Below are 18,642 nucleotides of genomic sequence, written 5' to 3'. Positions count from 1 at the left end.
TGTCAATGCTTCATCTGCACCGCTCCGAGCGCGCGGATGCGCTCGTCGCGCCCCTGGCGGCCGTGCTCGCGGACCCGCCCGAGGACCCCTTCGCGCCCGAGGTCGTCGCCGTTCCCACCCGCGGCGTGGAGCGCTGGCTCGCGCAGCGGCTCTCCCACCACCTCGGGGCCGGCGCCGACGGCGAGCCCGGGATCTGCGCCAACGTCGCCTTCCCGTCCCCGTACCGGCTCGTCGGCGACGTGCTCGGCGCGGCGCTCGGCCTGGACGGCGACCAGGACCCGTGGCGGCCCGAGCCCCTGACGTGGCCGCTGCTCGAAGCCGTCGACGCCGCCGCGGGCGAGGAGTGGTGCGCGCCGATCGACCGGTACCTCGGCGCGGCGGACGACGACGAGCTCCGCCGCGGCCGCCGGCTCGGCCTCGCCCGCCACCTGGCGCGGCTGTTCGCCGCCTACGCCTCCCAGCGGCCCGACCTCGCCGACGCCTGGGCCCGGGGCGTCGACGAGGACGGCGCCGGCGGCCCCGTGCCCGCGGACCTGCGGTGGCAGCCGGAGCTGTGGCGCCGCCTGCGCGAGCGGGTCGGCGTGGCCAGCCCCGGCGAGCGGCTCCCGGCGGCGCTGGCTGCTCTCGTCGAGCGCCCGGAGGCCGCCGACCTGCCCGGGCGGCTGTCGGTGTTCGGCGCCACCCGGCTGCCGGAGGACCAGCTGCGCACGCTCGTTGCGCTGGCCGAGCACCGCGACGTCCACCTCTGGCTGCCCCACCCGTCGCCGGTGCTGTGGGACCGCGTCGCCGCGGTCTCCGCGAACTCTCGACGGCGCCGCGACCAGCCGGCGCTCGCCGAGCACCCGATGCTCGCCTCGATGGCCCGGGACGCCGTCGAGCTCCAGATCCGGCTGCGGGCCACCGCGGGTGCGTCCGGGGGCGCCGGCGCGCCGCCCGCCGTCAGCCACCACCCGGCCCCCTCCCCGCCGCCCACCCTGCTCGGCGCCCTCCAGCAGCGGCTCCGCGACGACGACCCCGACGCCGCCCCGCACGCCCTGGCCGCGGGCGACCGCAGCGTCCAGGTCCACGCCTGCTACGGCCTGACCCGGCAGGTCGAGGTGCTTCGCGAGGTCCTCGCCGGCCTGTTCGCCGACGACCCCACCCTCGAGCCGCGCGACGTCATCGTCATGTGCCCGGACATCGAGTCGGTCGCCCCGCTGGTCACCGCCACCTTCGGGCTCGTCGCCGACGACGCCTCCGCCGAGCACCGCGCCAAGGTCCACCCCGGCCAGAGCCTGCGCGTGCGCCTGGCCGACCGCTCGCCCGGCCGCACCAACCCCGTGCTCGGCGTCCTGAGCACCCTGCTCCGCCTCGCCGACGGCCGGGTGACCGCCTCGGAGGTGCTCGACCTCGCCGCCGCCGAGCCCGTCCGGCGGCGCTTCCGCCTCGGCGACGACGACCTCGACCACATCCGCGACTGGTCCGTCGAGAGCGGGGTCCACTGGGGCGAGGACCTCGCCCGGCGCGCCCGGTTCGGCCTGCCCGAGCTGCGCCAGGGCACCTGGGCCCTCGCCCTCGACCGGCTGCTCCTCGGCGCCGCCATGGCCGAGGAGGACTACCGCTACGTCGGCGCCGCCCTGCCGCTGGACGACGTCGACAGCACCGACATCGACCTCGCCGGCCGGCTCGCGGAGCTGCTGGACCGGCTCACCGACGTCCTCGCCACCCTCGACGGCGCCCGGCCGCTCGCCGAGTGGCTGGCCGCCCTCGACCGCGCGCTGACCCTGCTCGCGGACACCGGCCCCGCCGACAGCTGGCAGCTGGTCCAGGCGCGCCGGGTGCTCGCCGACGTGCGCGCCGCCGGGGAGCACCACGAGGAGGTGCCCCTGCGGCTGCCGGACGTCCGTGCGCTCCTCGGCGACCTCCTCGAGGGCCGGCCCACCCGCGCGGGCTTCCGCACCGGCGCCCTGACCATCTGCTCGCTGGAGCCCATGCGCGCCGTGCCGCACCGCGTGGTCTGCCTGCTCGGCGTCGACGACGGCGTCTTCCCGCGCGGCAGCGCCGCCGACGGGGACGACCTGCTCCTGCGCGACCCGTGCCTGGGCGAGCGGGACCGCCGCAGCGAGGACCGCCAGCTCTTCCTCGACGCCGTCACCGCCGCCGAGGAGCACCTCGTGGTCCTCTACAGCGGCGCGGACGAGCGCACCGGCGCCGCCCGGCCCCCCGCCGTCCCCGTCGGCGAGCTCCTCGACGCCCTCGACGCCGCCGCCACCGCCTCGGACGGCCGGCCCGTGCGCGAGCACGTGCGCGTCCACCACCCCCTCCAGGTGGTCGACGAGCGCAACTTCACCGCGGGCGCGCTGGGTCGCCCGGGCGCGTTCAGCTTCGACGCCGTCGCCCGGCGGGCGGCGCTGGCCGGCCGCGGCGAGCGGGTGGGCCGGGTCCCGTTCCTCACCGCGCCGCTGCCTGCGCAGGAGGCGCCCCACGGCGTCGACCTCGACGACCTCGTCGCGATGCTGGAGCACCCGGTCAGGTGGTTCCTCCGCCGCCGCCTCCAGCTCTCCCTCGCCGGGGAGATCGAGGACGTCGAGGACCGGCTCCCCCTCAGTCTCGACGGCCTGGCCACGTGGCAGATCGGCGACCGGCTGCTCGCCGCCCGGCTCGACGGCGTGGACGCCCGCCAGGCCTTCAACGCCGAGTGGCGCCGCGGCGAGGTCCCGCCCCGCGAGCTCGGCCGCGCCACCCTTCTCGACGTGGACGCCAGGGTCGCGCTCATCGCCGAAGCCGCCCGGACCTACGCCGTCGGCCCCGCCGCCGCCGTCGACGTCACGGTCGCTCTGCCCTCGGGCCTGACCGTGTCCGGCACCGTGCCCGGCGTGCACGGCACCACCGTGGTCCGCACCGTCTTCTCCCGCCTCGGCCCCAAGCACCGCCTGCGCGCCTGGGTCCAGCTCCTCGCCCTCGCCGCCGCCCGCCCCGCGCAGGGCTGGTCGGCGGCCACCATCGGCCGCCCGAAGCACAACAAGCCGGGCGCGGTCGTCTCCCGGCTCACCGCCCCCACCCAGGCCGAGGCGCTGGCGTGGCTCGACGAGCTCGTCCACCTGCGCGCCCTCGCCGCGCGCGAGCCGCTGCCCATGCCGGTCCCCGTCTCGTGCTCGTACGCCACCAGCCGGTACGGCGGCGACTCCGAGGCGATGGCCCTGGAGAACGCCAGCCGGGAGTGGAACGCGGGGTTCGAGCGCACCGACGAGCACCACGTCCTGTGCTGGGGCGAGGGCGCCTCCCTGGCCGACATCCTCGGCACGCCCACCGCGGAGGAGCGGCCCTGGTGGCCGGAGGACCGCACTCGCCTGGGCGTCCTCGCCCGGCGGGTCTGGCAGCCGCTGCTCACCCACGAGGAGACGGAGATCCCGTGAGCCTGACGACGACCGACACCGGCGTCTTCGACGTCTGCGGGGACCTGCCCACCGGCACCACCGTGCTCGAGGCCAGCGCCGGCACGGGCAAGACGTTCACCATCGCCGCGCTGGCCACCCGGTACGTGGCCGAGGGGATCGCCGAGCTGGCCGAGCTCATGATCGTCACCTTCGGCCGGGCCGCCACCTCCGAGCTGCGCGACCGGGTGCGCGAGCGGCTCCTCCACGCCGAGCGCGCGCTGCGCAGCCCCGACGCCCGCACCAGCGACGACGCCGTGGTGGCCCACCTCGCGGCCGTCGACGACGCCGAGCTGGCGCGCCGCCGGCGCCGGCTCACCCGGGCGCTGTCCCAGCTCGACGCCGCCACCATCACCACCACCCACGGCTTCTGCCAGCAGATGCTCACCTCCCTCGGCGTCGCCGGGGACGTCGACGCCGACGCCACGTTCGTCCCCGACATCGCCGACCTGGTCGAGGAGGTGGTCGACGACCTGTACCTCCAGCGCTACGCCGACTCCCCGCCGGCGCTCACCCCGGCGGACGCCCGCGCCGTCGCCAAGGCCGCCGTCAGCGACTACCAGGCCGGCCTCGAGCCCACGGCGGCCGCCCCCGACACCCCCGCCGGGCACCGGTACGCCTTCGCCCGCGACGCCCTGGCCGACGTCGTCCATCGCAAGCGCGCGCGCCACCTCCTGGACTACGACGACCTGCTCGTCCTGCTGCGCGACGCCCTCACCGACCCCGTCCACGGCCCGGCCGCCGCCGAACGGGTCCGCGCCCGGTACCAGGTGGTGCTCGTCGATGAGTTCCAGGACACCGACCCCGTCCAGTGGGAGATCCTGCGCACCGCCTTTCACGGGCGCCGCACCCTCGTCCTCATCGGCGACCCCAAGCAGGCCATCTACGCCTTCCGCGGCGGCGACGTCGTCACCTACCTCGCTGCTCGGCGCGACGCGACCACCACCGCCACCCTCGGGCGCAACTGGCGCAGCGACGAGCCGCTCCTGCAGGGACTCGAGGCGATCCTCGGCGGCGCGGCCCTGGGCGACGAGGCGATCGTCGTCCGCCACGTCGACGCCCAGCACACCGGGCGCCGGCTCGACGGCGGTGCGCCGGTGCGGCTGCGCCAGGTCACCCGCGCCCCATTCCCGAAGAGCACCAAGCCTCCGCGCGTACCCGCAGTACGCGAGCTGATCGCGGCCGACGTCGCCGCGGACGTGGTCCGCCAGCTCGGGCAGACCCGCCTGCGCGGTGGCGACGCGTGGCGCGCGCTCGAGCCGGGCGACATCGCCGTGCTCACCCGCCGCAACGCCGACGCCACCACCGTGCGCGAGGCGCTCGCCGACGCCGGGGTGCCCGCCGTCATCTCCGGGCTGGTCAGCGTCTTCTCCACGCCCGCTGCCAAGCAGTGGGTGACCCTGCTCAGCGCGCTCGAGCAGCCCGCCCACCCCGGCCGCACCGCCGCCCTGGCGCTGACACCCTTCGTCGGGTGGGACGCCGCCACGCTCGCCGGCGCCGCCGAGGCGGAGCTCGACGAGCTCTCCGACACGGTGCGCACCTGGGCCCGGCTGCTCGCCGAGCGCGGCGTCGCCGCCCTGCTCGAGGCCGTCAGCATCGGCGGCGTCGCCGAGCGCCTCCTGCGCACGGCGACGGGCGAGCGGACCCTGACCGACCTGCGCCACGTCGGCCAGTCTCTGCACCTCGCCGCGGTCCAGGACCGGCTCGGGGTCTCCGCCCTGACCGACTGGCTGCGCCGCCGCGTGGCCGAGGCCGAGGAGGACTACGCCGAGGAGCGCAGCCGGCGCCTCGAGACCGACGCCGCCGCCGTCCAGGTCGTCACCACCCACGCCAGCAAGGGCCTGGAGTTCCCGGTGGTCTACGTGCCCTTCGGGTGGGACCGCTACGAGTCCCGCACGCCGCCGATCCTGCGCTACCACGACGACGGCGGCACCCGGCTGCTGCACGTCGGCGGCCAGGGCTCCGAGGGCTACGACGCCGCCCGGGAGCGGCACCTGGCCGAGGAGCGCGGGGAGGACCTGCGCCTGCTCTACGTGGCCCTCACCCGCGCCGCCACCCAGGTGGTGGTGCACTGGGCGCCGTCGTCGAACTCCGCGGGCGGGCCGCTGAGCCGGCTCCTGCTCGGCGGCGCCGCGCCCGGGGAGCAGCCGCCCGAGAAGGTCTCCGTCGCCGCCGACGACGCGATCACCGCCGCCCTCACCGCCCTGTGCGCCCGGACCGGCGGCGCCATCGCGCTCGAGCAGGTCACGCAGCGCCCGGCGCCCGCCCGCTGGAGCCCGCCCGGGCGCGGCCGGCCCGAGCTCGCCGTCGCCCGGCTCGACCGCGTCCTCGACCACTCCTGGCGGCGCACCTCCTACACCGGGCTCACCGCCGCCGCGCACGCCGAGGGCGTGGGCAGCGAGCCGGAGACCACCGGCATCCAGGACGAGGCCGACGTCGCGGTGACCACCGCCGTCGCCGCCGCGGACCCGGCCCGCGAGATCGTCTCCCCGATGGCGGACCTGCCCGCGGGCGCCGCCTTCGGCACGCTCGTCCACGAGATCCTCGAGCACGTCGACACCGCCGCCGCGGACCTCGACGCCGAGCTGCTGGCCCGGTGCCAGGAGGCGGTCACCGCCCGCGCCCCCGGCGTCGACGCCGCCCAGCTCGCCCGGGCGCTCGGCCTGGTCATGGCCACCCCGCTGGGCCCGCTCGCCGGCGGCGCCACGTTGGCGGACTTCCCGCCCAGCGACCGGCTGGCCGAGCTCGAGTTCGAGCTGCCGCTCGGCGGCGGGGACACCCCGTCCGGCCCGGCGGCCACCCTCGACGACGTCGCCGCGCTGCTGCGCCGCCACCTGCCGGCCGACGACGTCTTTGCGGCGTACGCCGACCGGCTCGCCGGGCTCGGGGAGGCGCAGCTGCGGGGCTACCTCACCGGCAGCATCGACGCGGTCCTGCGCCGCCGTGACGGCGAGGTGCCCGGTTACCTCGTGGTGGACTACAAGACCAACCGGCTCGGCCCGCTCGAGGAGCCGCTCACCGCCTGGCACTACCGCCCCGAGGCGGTGGCCGAGGCGATGATGCAGGCGCACTACCCGCTGCAGCTGCTGCTCTACCTCGCCGCCCTGCACCGCTACCTGCGCTGGCGCCAGCGCGGCTACGCCCCCGAGCGGCACCTCGCCGGCGGGCTGTACCTGTTCGTCCGCGGCATGTGCGGGCCCGGGACGCCGGCCCCGGGCGGTGCGCCGTACGGGGTCATGGCGTGGCGGCCGCCGGCCGCGCTCGTGGTCGAGCTGTCCGCGCTGCTGGAGGGGAGGACCCGATGACCGCGCCGTTCACGGCTGGCGTCCTCGCTCCGGACCCGGCCGTCGGGGCCGACGCCCGCCGGGCGCTGCACGCCCCGCCGCTGCTGGCGGCGTTCAACGCCGCCGACGTGCTCGCCGCGGCCGACGTCCACGTGGCCGCCCGCCTCGGCCGGCTCACCCGCGAGACGGACGAGCGGGTGCTGCTCGCCGTCGCGCTGGCCGTGCGGGCGGTGCGGGCGGGGTCGGTGTGCGTGCGGCTGGACGAGCTCGACGCGCTCGCCGTGCCCGAGGGCGAGGACGCCGCGCCGGCCGGGCCGCTGCCCTGGCCCGACCGCGCCGGCTGGGAGGCCGCCGTGCGGGCCAGTCCGCTGGTCGCCGTCGGGGTGGACGGCCCGGCCGACCGGCCCGTGCGGTGGGTCGACGGGCGGCTCTACCTCGACCGGTACTGGCGCGACGAGCTCGTCGTGCGCCGCGAGGTCGACGCTCGGCTCACCGCCCCCGTCGGCGGGATCGACGACGACCGGCTCGCCGCCGCCGTCCGCCGCCTGTTCCCGCGGCCGGAGGACGACCGTCAGCGGCTGGCGGCGGCGACGGCGGCGCTGAGCCGCCTCACCGTGCTCACCGGCGGCCCCGGGACGGGCAAGACGACGACGGTCGCCCGGGTGCTCGCCGTCCTCCAGGACGTCGCCGGCCCTGGCCTGCGGGTGGCGCTCGCCGCGCCGACCGGCAAGGCCGCGGCCCGCCTGCAGGAGGCCGTCCGGGAGGTGATCGACGAGATCCCGGACGCGGACGACCGGGCGCGGGTGGGCTCGCCCGAGGCGACCACCGTGCATCGCCTGCTCGGGTGGCAGCCCGGGAGCTCGACGCGGTTCCAGCACGACGCGCGCCACCACCTGCCGCACGACGTGGTGGTGGTGGACGAGACGTCGATGGTGTCCCTGCCGCTCATGGCGCGTCTGCTCGAGGCGCTGCGGCCGGAGGCGCGTCTGGTGCTCGTGGGCGACCCGGACCAGCTGGCCTCGGTCGAGGCGGGCGCCGTCCTCGGCGACCTCGTGGCGCGGCCGCCGGTCGCCGACGCGCTGCCCGGCGCGGTGGCCCGCTTCGTGCCCGCCGACCTCCCGGCCGACGGGCGCGCGCAGCTGCGGGGCGGCGTGGTGCGGCTGACGAAGGTGCACCGGCAGGATGAGACCAGCGCGATCCTGCCGCTCGCCGCCGCCATCCGCGACGGCGACGCCGACCGGGCCCTGGGGGTGCTGCGGGACGGCGGGCCGTCGGTGAGCTTCGTCGAGGTGGGGGAGCGGCTCACCGACGCGCACGTCCGGCCCGTCCGCGAGGACGCCGAGGAGGCCGGGGCAGACCTGGTCCTCGCCGCCCGCCAGGGCGACGCGGCGCGGGCACTGCGCGCGCTCGACGCCCACCGCGTCATGCTCGCCCACCGCCGCGGGCCGGCCGGCGTCGCGCACTGGGCCGCCCTGGTGGAGGCGTGGGTGACGGACGCGGCCGGCCCGGACCGGCACGCCCCAGCCTCGCCCTGGTACCCGGGCCGTCCGCTGCTCGTCACCGCCAACGACCGGGAGACCGGCCTGTACAACGGCGACACCGGCGTGGTCGTGGCGGACGGCGAAGGCGGGGTGGTGGCCGTATTCGGCGACCCGGCCGATCCGCTGCGGGTGCGGCCGCACCGGCTGCCGCCCGTGGAGTCCGTCTACGCCATGACCGTCCACCGCGGCCAGGGCAGCCAGTTCCGGCGCGTCTCGCTCGTCCTGCCGCCCGCGACCTCGCCGCTGCTGACCCGCGAGCTGCTCTACACGGCGGTGACCCGGGCGCAGGAGTTCGTGCGCGTGGTCGGCACCGAGGAGGCGTTCCGCGCGGCGGTGGCGCGCCGGGTGCGGCGGGCGAGCGGGCTGCGCGAGCCGTTGGCCTGACCTCAGTCCGCGATGCGCTCCACATCGTCTCCGACCGTCGGGACGAGCGGGGTGGGGCTTGTCGTGGTCGGGACCGCGGGGGTCAGGACCGAGGCGTAGTCGTGCTCGCTCGAGTAGCGGAGGAACGACAGGTGCGCCTCGTACCGGTCGAGGACGTCGTTGATGACCTGCTGCTGGGTCAGGCCCATCAGGTCGTAGCCCTCGGTGCCGGTCTGGGTGAAGACCTCCACCTTGTAGTAGAGGTCGTCGCCCTTCGACATGGGCCGGCCGCCGATGCGGGGCACCGGGGCCTCGACCGCGGCCGCCTGGTAGTGGAAGTCGCGGTGCTCGGCCATGTTGACGACCAGCGTGTGCTCGTCGATGCCGGTCTCGCCGTTCGGGGTGGTGGACAGGGTCGCCTCGTAGCCCTGCTCCCGGAATTCGGCGGCTACGGCGGTGAGTGCCGGGTGCACGGTCCGGTCCATGAACTGGGAGACGGACTTCTTCGACGGGTAGGACCGCAGCTGCGCAAGGCGCTGCTTCCAGGTCTTCTCCGGCACCTGGCCGGCCGAGCGGCGGTGAATGACCTGGCCCTCGCGCTCGGCCCGCTCCATGCGGAGCACCTTCGAGAACGAGGCCATGATCAGGTAGGCGACGATCGTCACGGGGAAGGCGAAGATCAGCGTCGCGTACTCCATGGTGGTGACGCCGCCGGCGATCAGCATGGCGATCGTGAGCAACGCGGTGAGCACGGCCCAGAAGATCCGCAGCCACTTCGCGCCGTCCTGGGCGGGGTCGGGGATCGTGGACGAGAAGTTCGCCATCACCATGGCGCCGGAGTTGGCGCTGGTGAGGTAGAACAGCAGGCCGGACAGGGTTGCCAGACCGATCAGGAACGCCGCGCCGGGGAACATCTCGAGGAGGGCGTACCAGCCCTGTTCGGGGTGCTCGACGGCTTGCTGGGCGAACTCGGTGTTGCCGCCCATGACGACCGACAGGGCGGAGTTGCCGAAGATCGAGACGATGATGAAGTCACACAGCACCGGGGCGGTGATGGCGGCGATGACGAACTCACGCAGCGTGCGGCCGCGGGAGATCCGGGCCAAGAACAGGCCGACGAACGGGCCCCACGCCAGCCAGAACGCCCAGAAGAACAGCGTCCAGCCGCCCATCCAGTCGGCGCCGCCGGGCTCGTAGGCGAAGGTCTCCAGGGTGCGCTCCGGCAGGGTGCCGATGAACCGGCCGATGTTGGTGACCAGGGCGTTGAGCAGGAACGCGGTCTTGCCGGTGACCAGGATGTAGAGCATCATCGCGGCCGCGATCCAGATGTTCAGCTCGGAGACCAGGCGGATGCCCTTGTCGACGCCCGACAGGCAGCCGGCGACCGTCATGACGACCGCGACCAGGACCAGGGCGATCTGCAGGGCCAGGCCCTCGGGCAGGCCGAAGAGCCAGGAGAAGCCGACGTTCAGCAGGACGACGCCGATGCCCATGGAGGCCGCGACGCCGAAGACGGTGCCGATCAGGGCGAAGATGTCGATGGTGTCGCCGGCGGCGCCACGCACGCGCTTGCCGAGCAACGGGTACAGGGCCGCGCGGATCGACAGCGGCATGCCCCACCGGTAGGCGAAGTAGCCCATCGCCATGCCCAGCAGGGAGTACATCGACCAGCCGGAGATGCCGTAGTGGAACATCGTCCACACGACGGCGTCCTGAGCGGCCTCGGCCGACTGCGGGTCGCCCGTCGGGGGCATCATGTACTGCGCGATCGGACCGGTCACGGAGTAGAACAGCATGTCGATGCCGACGCCGGCACCGAACAGCATGGCGATCCAGGTGAACCGCTTGTACTGGGGGCGGGAGTGGTCGGGGCCGAGGCGCACCTGGCCCTCCTTCGAGAAGGCCACCCAGAGCACGAAGAGGATCACCAGCACGACGGTCACGACGTAGAACCAGCCGAGGTTCGTCGCGATCCGCAGGACGAGATCGCGCATGACGTTCGCGGCGCTGGTGGGTGCGAGCATCGCCCACAGCGAGAAAGCGACGATCACGGCGGCCGAGATGATGAAGACCCGCCAGTTGACGCGCGCCCCGCGGTCCTCCGCTAGTTCCGTAGGCCCTTTGCTGAGCTCGGCGCTGGAGATCGGCGCCCGGTTCTCGTCGTCGATCCGGGGCTTCCGTCGCTCCGTGGCGCCGAATCGACCGCGGTCGAACTTCGATGCGGATGCTTGGGTGTTCGGTGTCACCTCGTGGTCAGACGTCGCCACTCGTTCTCCTTCGCCTCGGGTCCTGATCCGTGGGCGCGCGGCCGGCGCGCGCCGCAGCCATCTCAGAACCGAAGCGATAAGGGGAACCAAGTCGGCGGTGCCGTCACCCAGCCGTGCAGCCGCCGTTGGAACACTAGCTCGCCGTTCACCATACGTGCAGGCTGCCGTTGGTCCAACAGTCTGTAGCAGATGTCATAAGGAACTCAGGTCGCTCGGTGACTGCGAGCCAGGTGCTCTGGTCGAGCGCCTGGCCGCGGCCGCGCCCACCGGAGAGAACTCGCCGGCATCCTCCACGAGGCCGCGTGGCGCCGCGTGGTGCACGGCTGGCTCGGGCTGCACGACGACTCAGTGAAAATCGCGGTGTTGACGGCCTCCTGCATTTAGTGAGCTTGCAAGGAGGCCCCGACCGGCGCAGCGAGCCATGCTCGCGAAAGGCATGGCTCGAGAAGCTAGAAGTACCTAGCCTTCGGCTACCCGTTTGCTACGGAAGCAAGCTGGAAGAAGGTCGCAGGTAGGGGCCGGCTCAACTTCCAAGTGATACTGATGGGGCGCTCGCCTTCATGAGTGACGTATCGAGCGTCGCCCAGGAGCATGTATGCAGCCGTACCCAAGGCGTTCTTCTTGGCCTCCCGCGCGAAGATTAGGACGTTCGTGCCGGCTTCTCGGTGATGCAGATAACGCTGGCCGGTCGGAGAAGCGATGGTCGTCCCGGATTGCGACTCCCAGTGGAACAGGTCCGGGCTAATCGCATAGTCGTTGTACATCGTCGTCGGTGAGTAGTCCTCTTCAGACTTCTTCAGCGTGACCAGGAAAGCGTCGGCTTGCCAGGGTGCGGAGAAAAATACGCCTTCGCGGAAGCTGTTCGGCAGGCGGTCGAACCCGGCGTAGTCCAACGCCACGACGATCTCTTCACGTGTGTAGTGCGCATGTGAGGCGAGCGATGTTCCCGCAAGCGGGCCTTCAAGGCTCGCGGGAACATGACCGATGTTCGCGAGAGCAAACTCGATAATCTCGCGGAATTCCGCGCGGGCCGCAATCTCGGGCCGAAGAGCGCCCAGCGCGCCGTCGAAGCTGCGGTGTCCTCCGCCGTCTGGCCAGACGCTGAAGACAAGCATGCGTGCATATTGCTGAGCTTCTGGATCGAGCTCTCCGTAGGGAGGAGCGTCGTCGGCCAGGAGGCGCAGGTAAGCACGTCCGCGTGGCAAGTCGTCCACGTGGGCGAGCGCCCGACCCCTCCGGATGATGGTGTCGTGCCGTGGTCCGACGGCGGCGAGGGGCAGGCCAGCGTCACGGCGCAGAAGCGTCCAACTCTTCGAGTTCTTCAGGACGTCGCTCAGGTCGAGATCGGTCTCGCGGAGGAACTCGCCCAGAGATACGTCCCCCAACTGACGTAATTCGCGAACGAGCGTCTTCCAGTTTGGGTTGAGCTGGCTCTTGATGTTCTCGAGGACCAGCGCCTGGCTCTCACGGTCGAGCACAATCTGGGAGCCTGAAGGCAGAAACGGAAAGCCGTTCTCCACCTGGCGACGCAAGCCCGCACGCGTGGCGCCTGTCATCGCGCGGTATCGGCGGTCGAAGCGGAACTCTTTCCGCTGATGGCCAACGAAGTCGAGGGCCGTGAGCACCGGCTTCGTCGCAGTGCGGCGCAAGCCGCGACCGAGTTGCTGCAGGAAGATGGTCGCGCTCTCGGTCGGACGCAGGAAGAGCACTGTGTCGACGTCGGGAAGGTCAAGGCCCTCGTTGTACAAGTCGGCCGAGAAGAGAATGTTCACCTTCCGGTCTCGAAGGTCCGCAAGCGCTGCACGCCGTGCCTCCGTGTCCGTATCACCCCACACCGCTCGTGCTCGAACCCCCGCATTCGTGAACGCCTCGGCCATGTACTGCGCGTGTCGTACGCCGACGCAGAAGCCAAGCGCGCGCATGTTGTGGACGTCGCCAACCTTGTCGCGCAACTGCTTGAGGATGATGCGAGTTCGCGCATCGTTGCCCGTGTACACATTCTCGAGCTCGGCTCGGTCGTACTGACCGCGGCTCCATCCGATGTCGCGCAGGTCCACGGTGTCGGCGATGCCGAAGTAATGGAACGGGCTCAGGAGGTTGCCCTCGAGGGCATCCCACAAGCGGAGTTCGGCCGCCGTGCGGCCATCGAAGAACTCGCGAACGTCTACACCGTCGGCTCTCTCAGGGGTGGCAGTCAATCCCAGCAGTTCCCGCGGCGTGAAATGCGCCAGCAGTCGCTTGTAGCTGGAGGCCTCCGCGTGGTGGAACTCGTCGACCACCATAATCTCGAACGAATCGGACGCGAGAGTATCCACGCCACGCCTGTCAATCGACTGGATCGTGGCGAAGACATGTTCTCCCTCCTCCGGCATGTAGCCGCCGCCCCAGAGTTCGCCGAATGATCCGTCCGACAGCACTTCGCGGTACGTACGCAGTGATTGCTGAAGGATCTCCATCCTGTGCGCCACAAAGAGCAGCGGGGGACGCCGGCCAGCGGTCGCCGTAAGGTTGCGGTAGTCGAGCGCCGCGACGACCGTTTTCCCGGTCCCCGTGGCGGCAACGACCAGATTCCGATGGCGCCCATGCACCGTGCGCTCTACCTCGAGCTGCTCGAGGATCTCCTGCTGGTGTGGGAAGGGCCGAACCTCCAAGCCCGCGAGGTTGATGCTGCGTTCCGTCCCGGATTGCCGACCGCCAGCCTCTATGAGAGACGCATCCAATAGTTGTCCGTCGCGCTCGGGGTCGTAGCTTCGGAATGACAGATCGTTCCAGTAAGTCTCGAAGGTCGCATCGAACTTCTGAAGCAGTGACGGCGTTGCGATCGCCGAAAGGCGGACGTTCCACTCCACGCCGTCGAGGAGCGCAGCCACTGAGAGATTCGACGACCCGACGTAGGCAGTGTTGAAGCCCGATGTCCTCCTGAAAAGCCATGACTTCGCGTGCAGGCGGGTACGAGCGATCTCGTACTGGATCTTGACCTCCGCGCCAAACTCGTTGACTAGTCGGTCGAGTGCCCGCCGCTCCGTGGCACCGATATAGGTCGTTGTGACAACCCGAAGCCGCCCGCCTCTCTCGGCGAATCGGCGTAGTTGGTCCTCAAGGAGTCGAAGTCCGTGCCACTTCACGAACGCGCATAGCAGGTCGATCTGGTCAGCCGATTCGATCTCAGCACGAAGTTCCGCGCCCAGGCTGGGATCGCCCTTCGCATTGGTCAAGAGTGCGGCGTCAGAGAGTGGCGTCCGCGGCCGAACTCCGTACTGCGGAGCCGTTCCGACGTCACGCGGCTTATTGAGTGCCATGAGATGGCGCGTGGGTGCCGCGACTGCGTGTTCCCCGGCGCGAACGACGTTAAGCAGTTCGTTGGCGAGCGCAGCCCGCTTTGCTTCGTTCCTCGTGTCGCGGAGAACGCGCGCCACTTCGGAGGCGATGTGGCGTGCCAGGACGTCCGGCTCATCCGCGGGGTCCACCTCGTGGAGTTCCGCCCTCAGATGCGGCACGGCGGATAGGTCTCGCTCGAGCTTCCTCGTCAGTAGTTGCTCGTAAATACCCTCGTCCACGCGCGTGCCTCCCTGCCGCCGCTGGCAGTCTGTCATTGCGGGGAGGCATGGAGTGAAAACAACTCGCGAAGATGCCGGAATGTGACGTCCTTACTTTCGCGTACCGGGCAGTCAATGGACGTCGCAACCTTGTCGCCGCGGCGACGGGGGCACCGTACGCTCAGGGCATGTCCACCGACGGGCATGAGCCTGTGGCAGGGCGCTCCGTAGAGGGGCCCGCGACGAGCGGCGTGGCAGTCGTCGAGCAGCGCCCGGCGAGAGCGGTGCATGCGCCGCTCCACCAGCCTGCCAGTCCGGTCCGCGTCGTCACCGCCGCCAGCCTCTTCGACGGCCACGACGCCGCCATCAACATCATCCGCCGCGTCCTGCAGTCGCAAGGGTGCGAGGTCATCCACCTCGGCCACGACCGCTCCGTGGAAGACGTGGTCACCGCCGTGGTCCAGGAGGACGCCCAGGCGGTGGCGGTCTCGTCCTACCAGGGCGGGCACATGGAGTACTTCTCCTACCTCGTCGAGCGCCTCCGCGAGGAGGGCTGCGGCCACGTGAGGGTCTACGGCGGGGGCGGCGGCGTCATCGTGCCGCAGGAGATCGCCGAGCTCGCCAAGATCGGCGTCCGCATCTTCTCGCCCGAGGACGGCCAGCGCCTCGGCCTTGCAGCCATGGTCAACGCGATCGTCCGCGAGGCCGATGTCGACCCGATCGAGGCGGCCGGCGGCCCGCCGCCCCCGTTCGAGCACCTGAGGACAGGCGACGCCCGGGCGCTGGCCCGCACCCTCACCGCCCTCGAGCTCGGTCGGTTGCCGCAGGACCAATTGGAAGTTGCACGTGAAACCGCTGCGGCGACATCCGCCGTTGCGCTAGGCGTCACCGGCACCGGCGGCTCTGGGAAGTCCTCGCTCACCGACGAGCTGCTGCGCCGCCTGCGGCTGGACCAGGGCGAGGCCCTGCGCGTGGCCGTGCTCGCCGTCGACCCCACGCGCCGGCGCGGCGGCGGCGCGCTGCTGGGCGACCGGATCCGGATGAACGCCATCGACGGCCCGCGCACCTTCTTCCGGTCCGTCGCCACCCGCGGCGCCGGCGGCGACCTGCCCGAGGCGCTGGACGACATGGTCGCCGCCGCCAAGGTGTGGGGCGCCGACCTCGTCATCGTCGAGACCCCCGGCATCGGGCAGGGCGACGCCGGCATCGTCGACCACGTCGACGTGCCCGTGTACGTCATGACCCCCGATTTCGGTGCGGCCACCCAGCTCGAGAAGATCGACATGCTCGACCTCGCCGAGGTCGTCGCGATCAACAAGTTCGACCGGCGCGGTGCCGAGGACGCCCTGCGCGACGTGCGCCGGCAGGTGGCCCGCAACCGCCTCGCCTTCTCCACCCGCCCGGAGGATCTGCCCGTCTTCGGCACCGTCGCTTCGCGCGTCAACGACGACGGCGTCACCGCCCTCTACCTGCACCTGCGCGACCTGCTCGCCGCGCGCGGCCTGCCCATCACCGACGGCGCCCTCCAGCCGGTGGCAGGCAAGGTCTCCACCCAGGTCGCCCCGCTCGTGCCGGTCGCCCGGGTCGGCTACCTCGCCGAGGCCGCCGAGGCGGTGCGCGCCTATCACCGCCGCACCATCGAGCAGGCGCAGGCCGCCCGCGAGCTGCAGCGCCTCAGCGACGCCCGGGACGTCCTCGCCCGCCGCGGCGCCGCCACCGAGGACCTGGACACCGCCGTCGCCGAGGTGAAGGAGACCCTCGGCGAGGACAGCCGCGCGCTGCTGGGGGACTGGCCGCTGCTGTCCGCCTCGGCCCGCTCGATCGAGCCGGCCCTCTCCCTGGCCGGCATCCCGGTGCCGCGCCTCGCGCTGCCGCGCCTGCACGACGACGGCGACCTGCTCACCTGGCTGCGCGGCGAGCACCTGCCCGGGCACTTCCCGTACACCGCCGGGGTGTTCACCCGCCGCCGCACCGACGAGCACCCGGCGCGCATGTTCGCCGGCGAGGGCGACCCGGCTCGCACGAACCGCCGCTTCCACCTGCTCGCCGAGGGCCAGCCCGCCACCCGGCTGTCCACCGCGTTCGACCCCGTCACCCTCTACGGCGCCGACCCGGACGACCGCCCGGACGTCTTCGGCCGGGTGGGCACCTCCGGCGTCTCGGTCGCCACGCTGGAGGACATGAAGGCGCTGTACGCCGGATTCGACCTGTGCGCGCCGAACACCTCGGTGTCGATGACCATCAACGGCCCGGCGCCGACCATCCTGGCGATGTTCCTCAACACCGCCATCGACCAGCGGCTGGAGGCCTTCGCCGCCCGGCGCGGCCGGCCGCCGTCGGACACCGAGGCCGCCGAGATCCGCGCGTACGTGCTGCGCAACGTCCGCGGCACCGTGCAGGCGGACATCCTCAAGGAGGACCAGGGGCAGAACACCTGCATCTTCTCCACCGACTTCGCGCTGAAGGTCATGACGGACGTGCAGGAGTGGTTCGTCGCCCACGAAGTCAGGCGGTTCTACTCGGTGTCCATCAGCGGCTACCACATCGCCGAGGCCGGGGCGAACCCCATCTCCCAGCTCGCCTTCACCCTCGCCAACGGCCTGACTTACGTGGAGGCCTACCGCGCCCGCGGCATGGCGGTGGACGACTTCGCGCCCAACCTGTCCTTCTTCTTCTCCAACGGCATGGACCCCGAGTACTCGGTGCTCGGCCGGGTGGCGCGGCGGGTGTGGGCAATCGTCATGCGCGACCGCTACGGCGCCAACGAGCGCAGCCAGCGGCTGAAGTACCACATCCAGACCTCCGGCCGGTCGCTGCACGCCCAGGAGATGGCCTTCAACGACATCCGCACCACGCTGCAGGCCCTCATCGCCCTGTACGACGCCGCCAACTCCCTGCACACCAACGCCTACGACGAGGCGGTGACCACCCCAACCGAGGAGTCGGTGCGCCGCGCGCTGGCCATCCAGCTCATCATCAACAACGAGTGGGGCCCGATGCTGAACGAGAACCCCAACCAGGGCTCGTTCCTCCTCGCCGAGCTCACCGACCTGGTCGAGCACGCCGTCCTCGACGAGCTCGACCGCATCTCCGCCCGCGGCGGGGTGCTCGGCGCCATGGAGACCGGCTACCAGCGCGGCAAGATCCAGGACGAGTCGATGCTCTACGAGCAACGCAAGCACGACGGGTCGCTGCCAATCATCGGCGTCAACACCTTCCGCCATCCCGGGGGCGACGGCGCAGCCAAGGGGCCGCTGCGGCTGGCCCGGGCCACCGAGGCGGAGCGGCGCGGCCAGGTGGAGCGGCTGCGCGCCTTCCACGCCGAGCACGCCGATGAGGCGCCCGCGGCGCTGGCCCGGCTGAAGGCGGCGGCGCTCGCGGGGGAGAACGTCTTCGAGGTCCTGATGGACGTGGTGCGGGTGTGCAGCCTCGGGCAGATCACCCAGGCGCTGTTCGACGTTGGTGGGAAGTACCGGCGGAACGTGTAGGCCCCACCCAGGCACCACATCGAGGAGACCCACGATGACCGAAGAGACCAACCGCCGGGTGGTCGAGCGCCTGGTCGAGTGCCTCAACGACCGCCAGGTTGCGGTGATGGACGAGCTGTTCCACGAGGACGCCGTGATGGATTGGCCCCAGTCGGGGGAGAAGGTGGTCGGGGGCGACAAACGACGCTCGGTCTACGGCGCCTTCCCCGGGCTGCCCACGGTCACCCCGCGCCGGCTCAGCGTCTCGGGCGATCTGGCGGTGCTCGAGGCGACGCTGGACTACGGCGGCCCGACCTACAAGAGCGTCTTCATCTTCGACTTCCGCGACGGCAAGATCGCCCGGGAGACGGCGTACTGGGCAGAGCCGTTCGAGGCGCCGGAGTGGCGCGCCCAGTGGGTCGAGCGCGAGCAGGCGTGACCGACCCCCGAGGGCAGGGCACTCGACGGCGCCCCGCAACACGGCCCCGGTCGCACCGGATAACGCGCGCGACTCATCCGCAGCAACCGGCTAGCGTCGGCGCCTGCCGCGACCGCAACCACGAGCCCCGGGATTGCTGCCGACCGTGCAGCGGGCTGTGCTACAGGCCGCGGCGGGCACCAATCGGTTCGAGCGACTCTTCCCCGAGGAGGACTCGCCACCCGCCGAGCCGCTGTGCGTCAACTGCAACGCCGGCAGCTATGACTCCGGAGACGACGCCATCTCCGGTTACTGCCTTGAGCATGGACACACACCTTTCGGGGTCGAAGACC

The 18,642-nt window shown here is 72.3% G+C and carries 7 protein-coding genes; 5 read left to right on the top strand and 2 right to left on the bottom strand.

Going from position 1 to position 18,642, the window contains the following annotated elements:
- Positions 1 to 5: 5 nt before the first annotated feature.
- The 3 genes from recC to recD are packed head-to-tail and all read left to right on the top strand — an operon-like array spanning position 6 to position 8,622.
- Positions 6 to 3,395 (top strand): exodeoxyribonuclease V subunit gamma, encoded by a 3,390-nt coding sequence (gene recC, locus ACF0H8_RS01045; RefSeq protein ID WP_395287141.1) that lies wholly within the window; start codon positions 6 to 8, stop codon positions 3,393 to 3,395.
- A complete protein-coding gene (locus tag ACF0H8_RS01040) occupies positions 3,392 to 6,718 on the top strand; it encodes a UvrD-helicase domain-containing protein (protein WP_395287140.1) in 3,327 nt (1,108 codons plus the stop codon). Before recC ends, ACF0H8_RS01040 begins: the two co-directional genes overlap by 4 nt.
- Positions 6,715 to 8,622 carry an exodeoxyribonuclease V subunit alpha gene (recD, locus tag ACF0H8_RS01035; protein ID WP_395287139.1) on the top strand — a complete coding sequence of 636 codons (1,908 nt, stop codon included), beginning with the start codon at positions 6,715 to 6,717 and terminating at the stop codon, positions 8,620 to 8,622. Before ACF0H8_RS01040 ends, recD begins: the two co-directional genes overlap by 4 nt.
- Before the next feature lie 2 nt (positions 8,623 to 8,624).
- On the opposite strand, the gene betT is transcribed toward recD, so the two are convergent.
- Together betT and ACF0H8_RS01025 are read right to left on the bottom strand one after the other, a co-directional pair.
- Positions 8,625 to 10,868 (bottom strand): choline BCCT transporter BetT, encoded by a 2,244-nt coding sequence (gene betT, locus ACF0H8_RS01030; RefSeq protein WP_395287138.1) that lies wholly within the window; start codon positions 10,866 to 10,868, stop codon positions 8,625 to 8,627.
- Between the two features lie 470 nt (positions 10,869 to 11,338).
- Positions 11,339 to 14,425, bottom strand: a complete 3,087-nt coding sequence (locus tag ACF0H8_RS01025; RefSeq protein WP_395287137.1) for a DUF3427 domain-containing protein — start codon at positions 14,423 to 14,425, stop codon at positions 11,339 to 11,341.
- Positions 14,426 to 14,592: 167 nt separating this feature from the next.
- Here ACF0H8_RS01025 and icmF point away from each other — a divergent pair, with 167 nt between their 5' ends.
- Both icmF and ACF0H8_RS01015 read left to right on the top strand, forming a co-directional pair.
- A complete protein-coding gene (gene icmF / locus ACF0H8_RS01020) occupies positions 14,593 to 17,892 on the top strand; it encodes a fused isobutyryl-CoA mutase/GTPase IcmF (protein WP_395287136.1) in 3,300 nt (1,099 codons plus the stop codon).
- 34 nt (positions 17,893 to 17,926) lie between these two features.
- Positions 17,927 to 18,310, top strand: a complete 384-nt coding sequence (locus ACF0H8_RS01015) for a nuclear transport factor 2 family protein (protein WP_395287135.1) — start codon at positions 17,927 to 17,929, stop codon at positions 18,308 to 18,310.
- The last annotated feature ends 332 nt before the right edge of the window (positions 18,311 to 18,642 follow it).

The sequence above is a fragment of the Georgenia sp. AZ-5 genome (genome assembly GCF_043952095.1).
GTDB lineage: Bacteria > Actinomycetota > Actinomycetes > Actinomycetales > Actinomycetaceae > Georgenia.
This window is presented reverse-complemented; position numbering and strand designations above follow the sequence as displayed.

Bases quoted from the DNA above. Each gene is read 5' to 3' on its own strand.
- recC (WP_395287141.1), top strand. From the start codon at position 6: ATGCTTCATCTGCACCGCTCCGAGCGCGCGGATGCGCTCGTCGCGCCC.
- recD (WP_395287139.1), top strand. From the start codon at position 6,715: ATGACCGCGCCGTTCACGGCTGGCGTCCTCGCTCCGGACCCGGCCGTC.
- icmF (WP_395287136.1), top strand. From the start codon at position 14,593: ATGTCCACCGACGGGCATGAGCCTGTGGCAGGGCGCTCCGTAGAGGGG.
- ACF0H8_RS01015 (WP_395287135.1), top strand. From the start codon at position 17,927: ATGACCGAAGAGACCAACCGCCGGGTGGTCGAGCGCCTGGTCGAGTGC.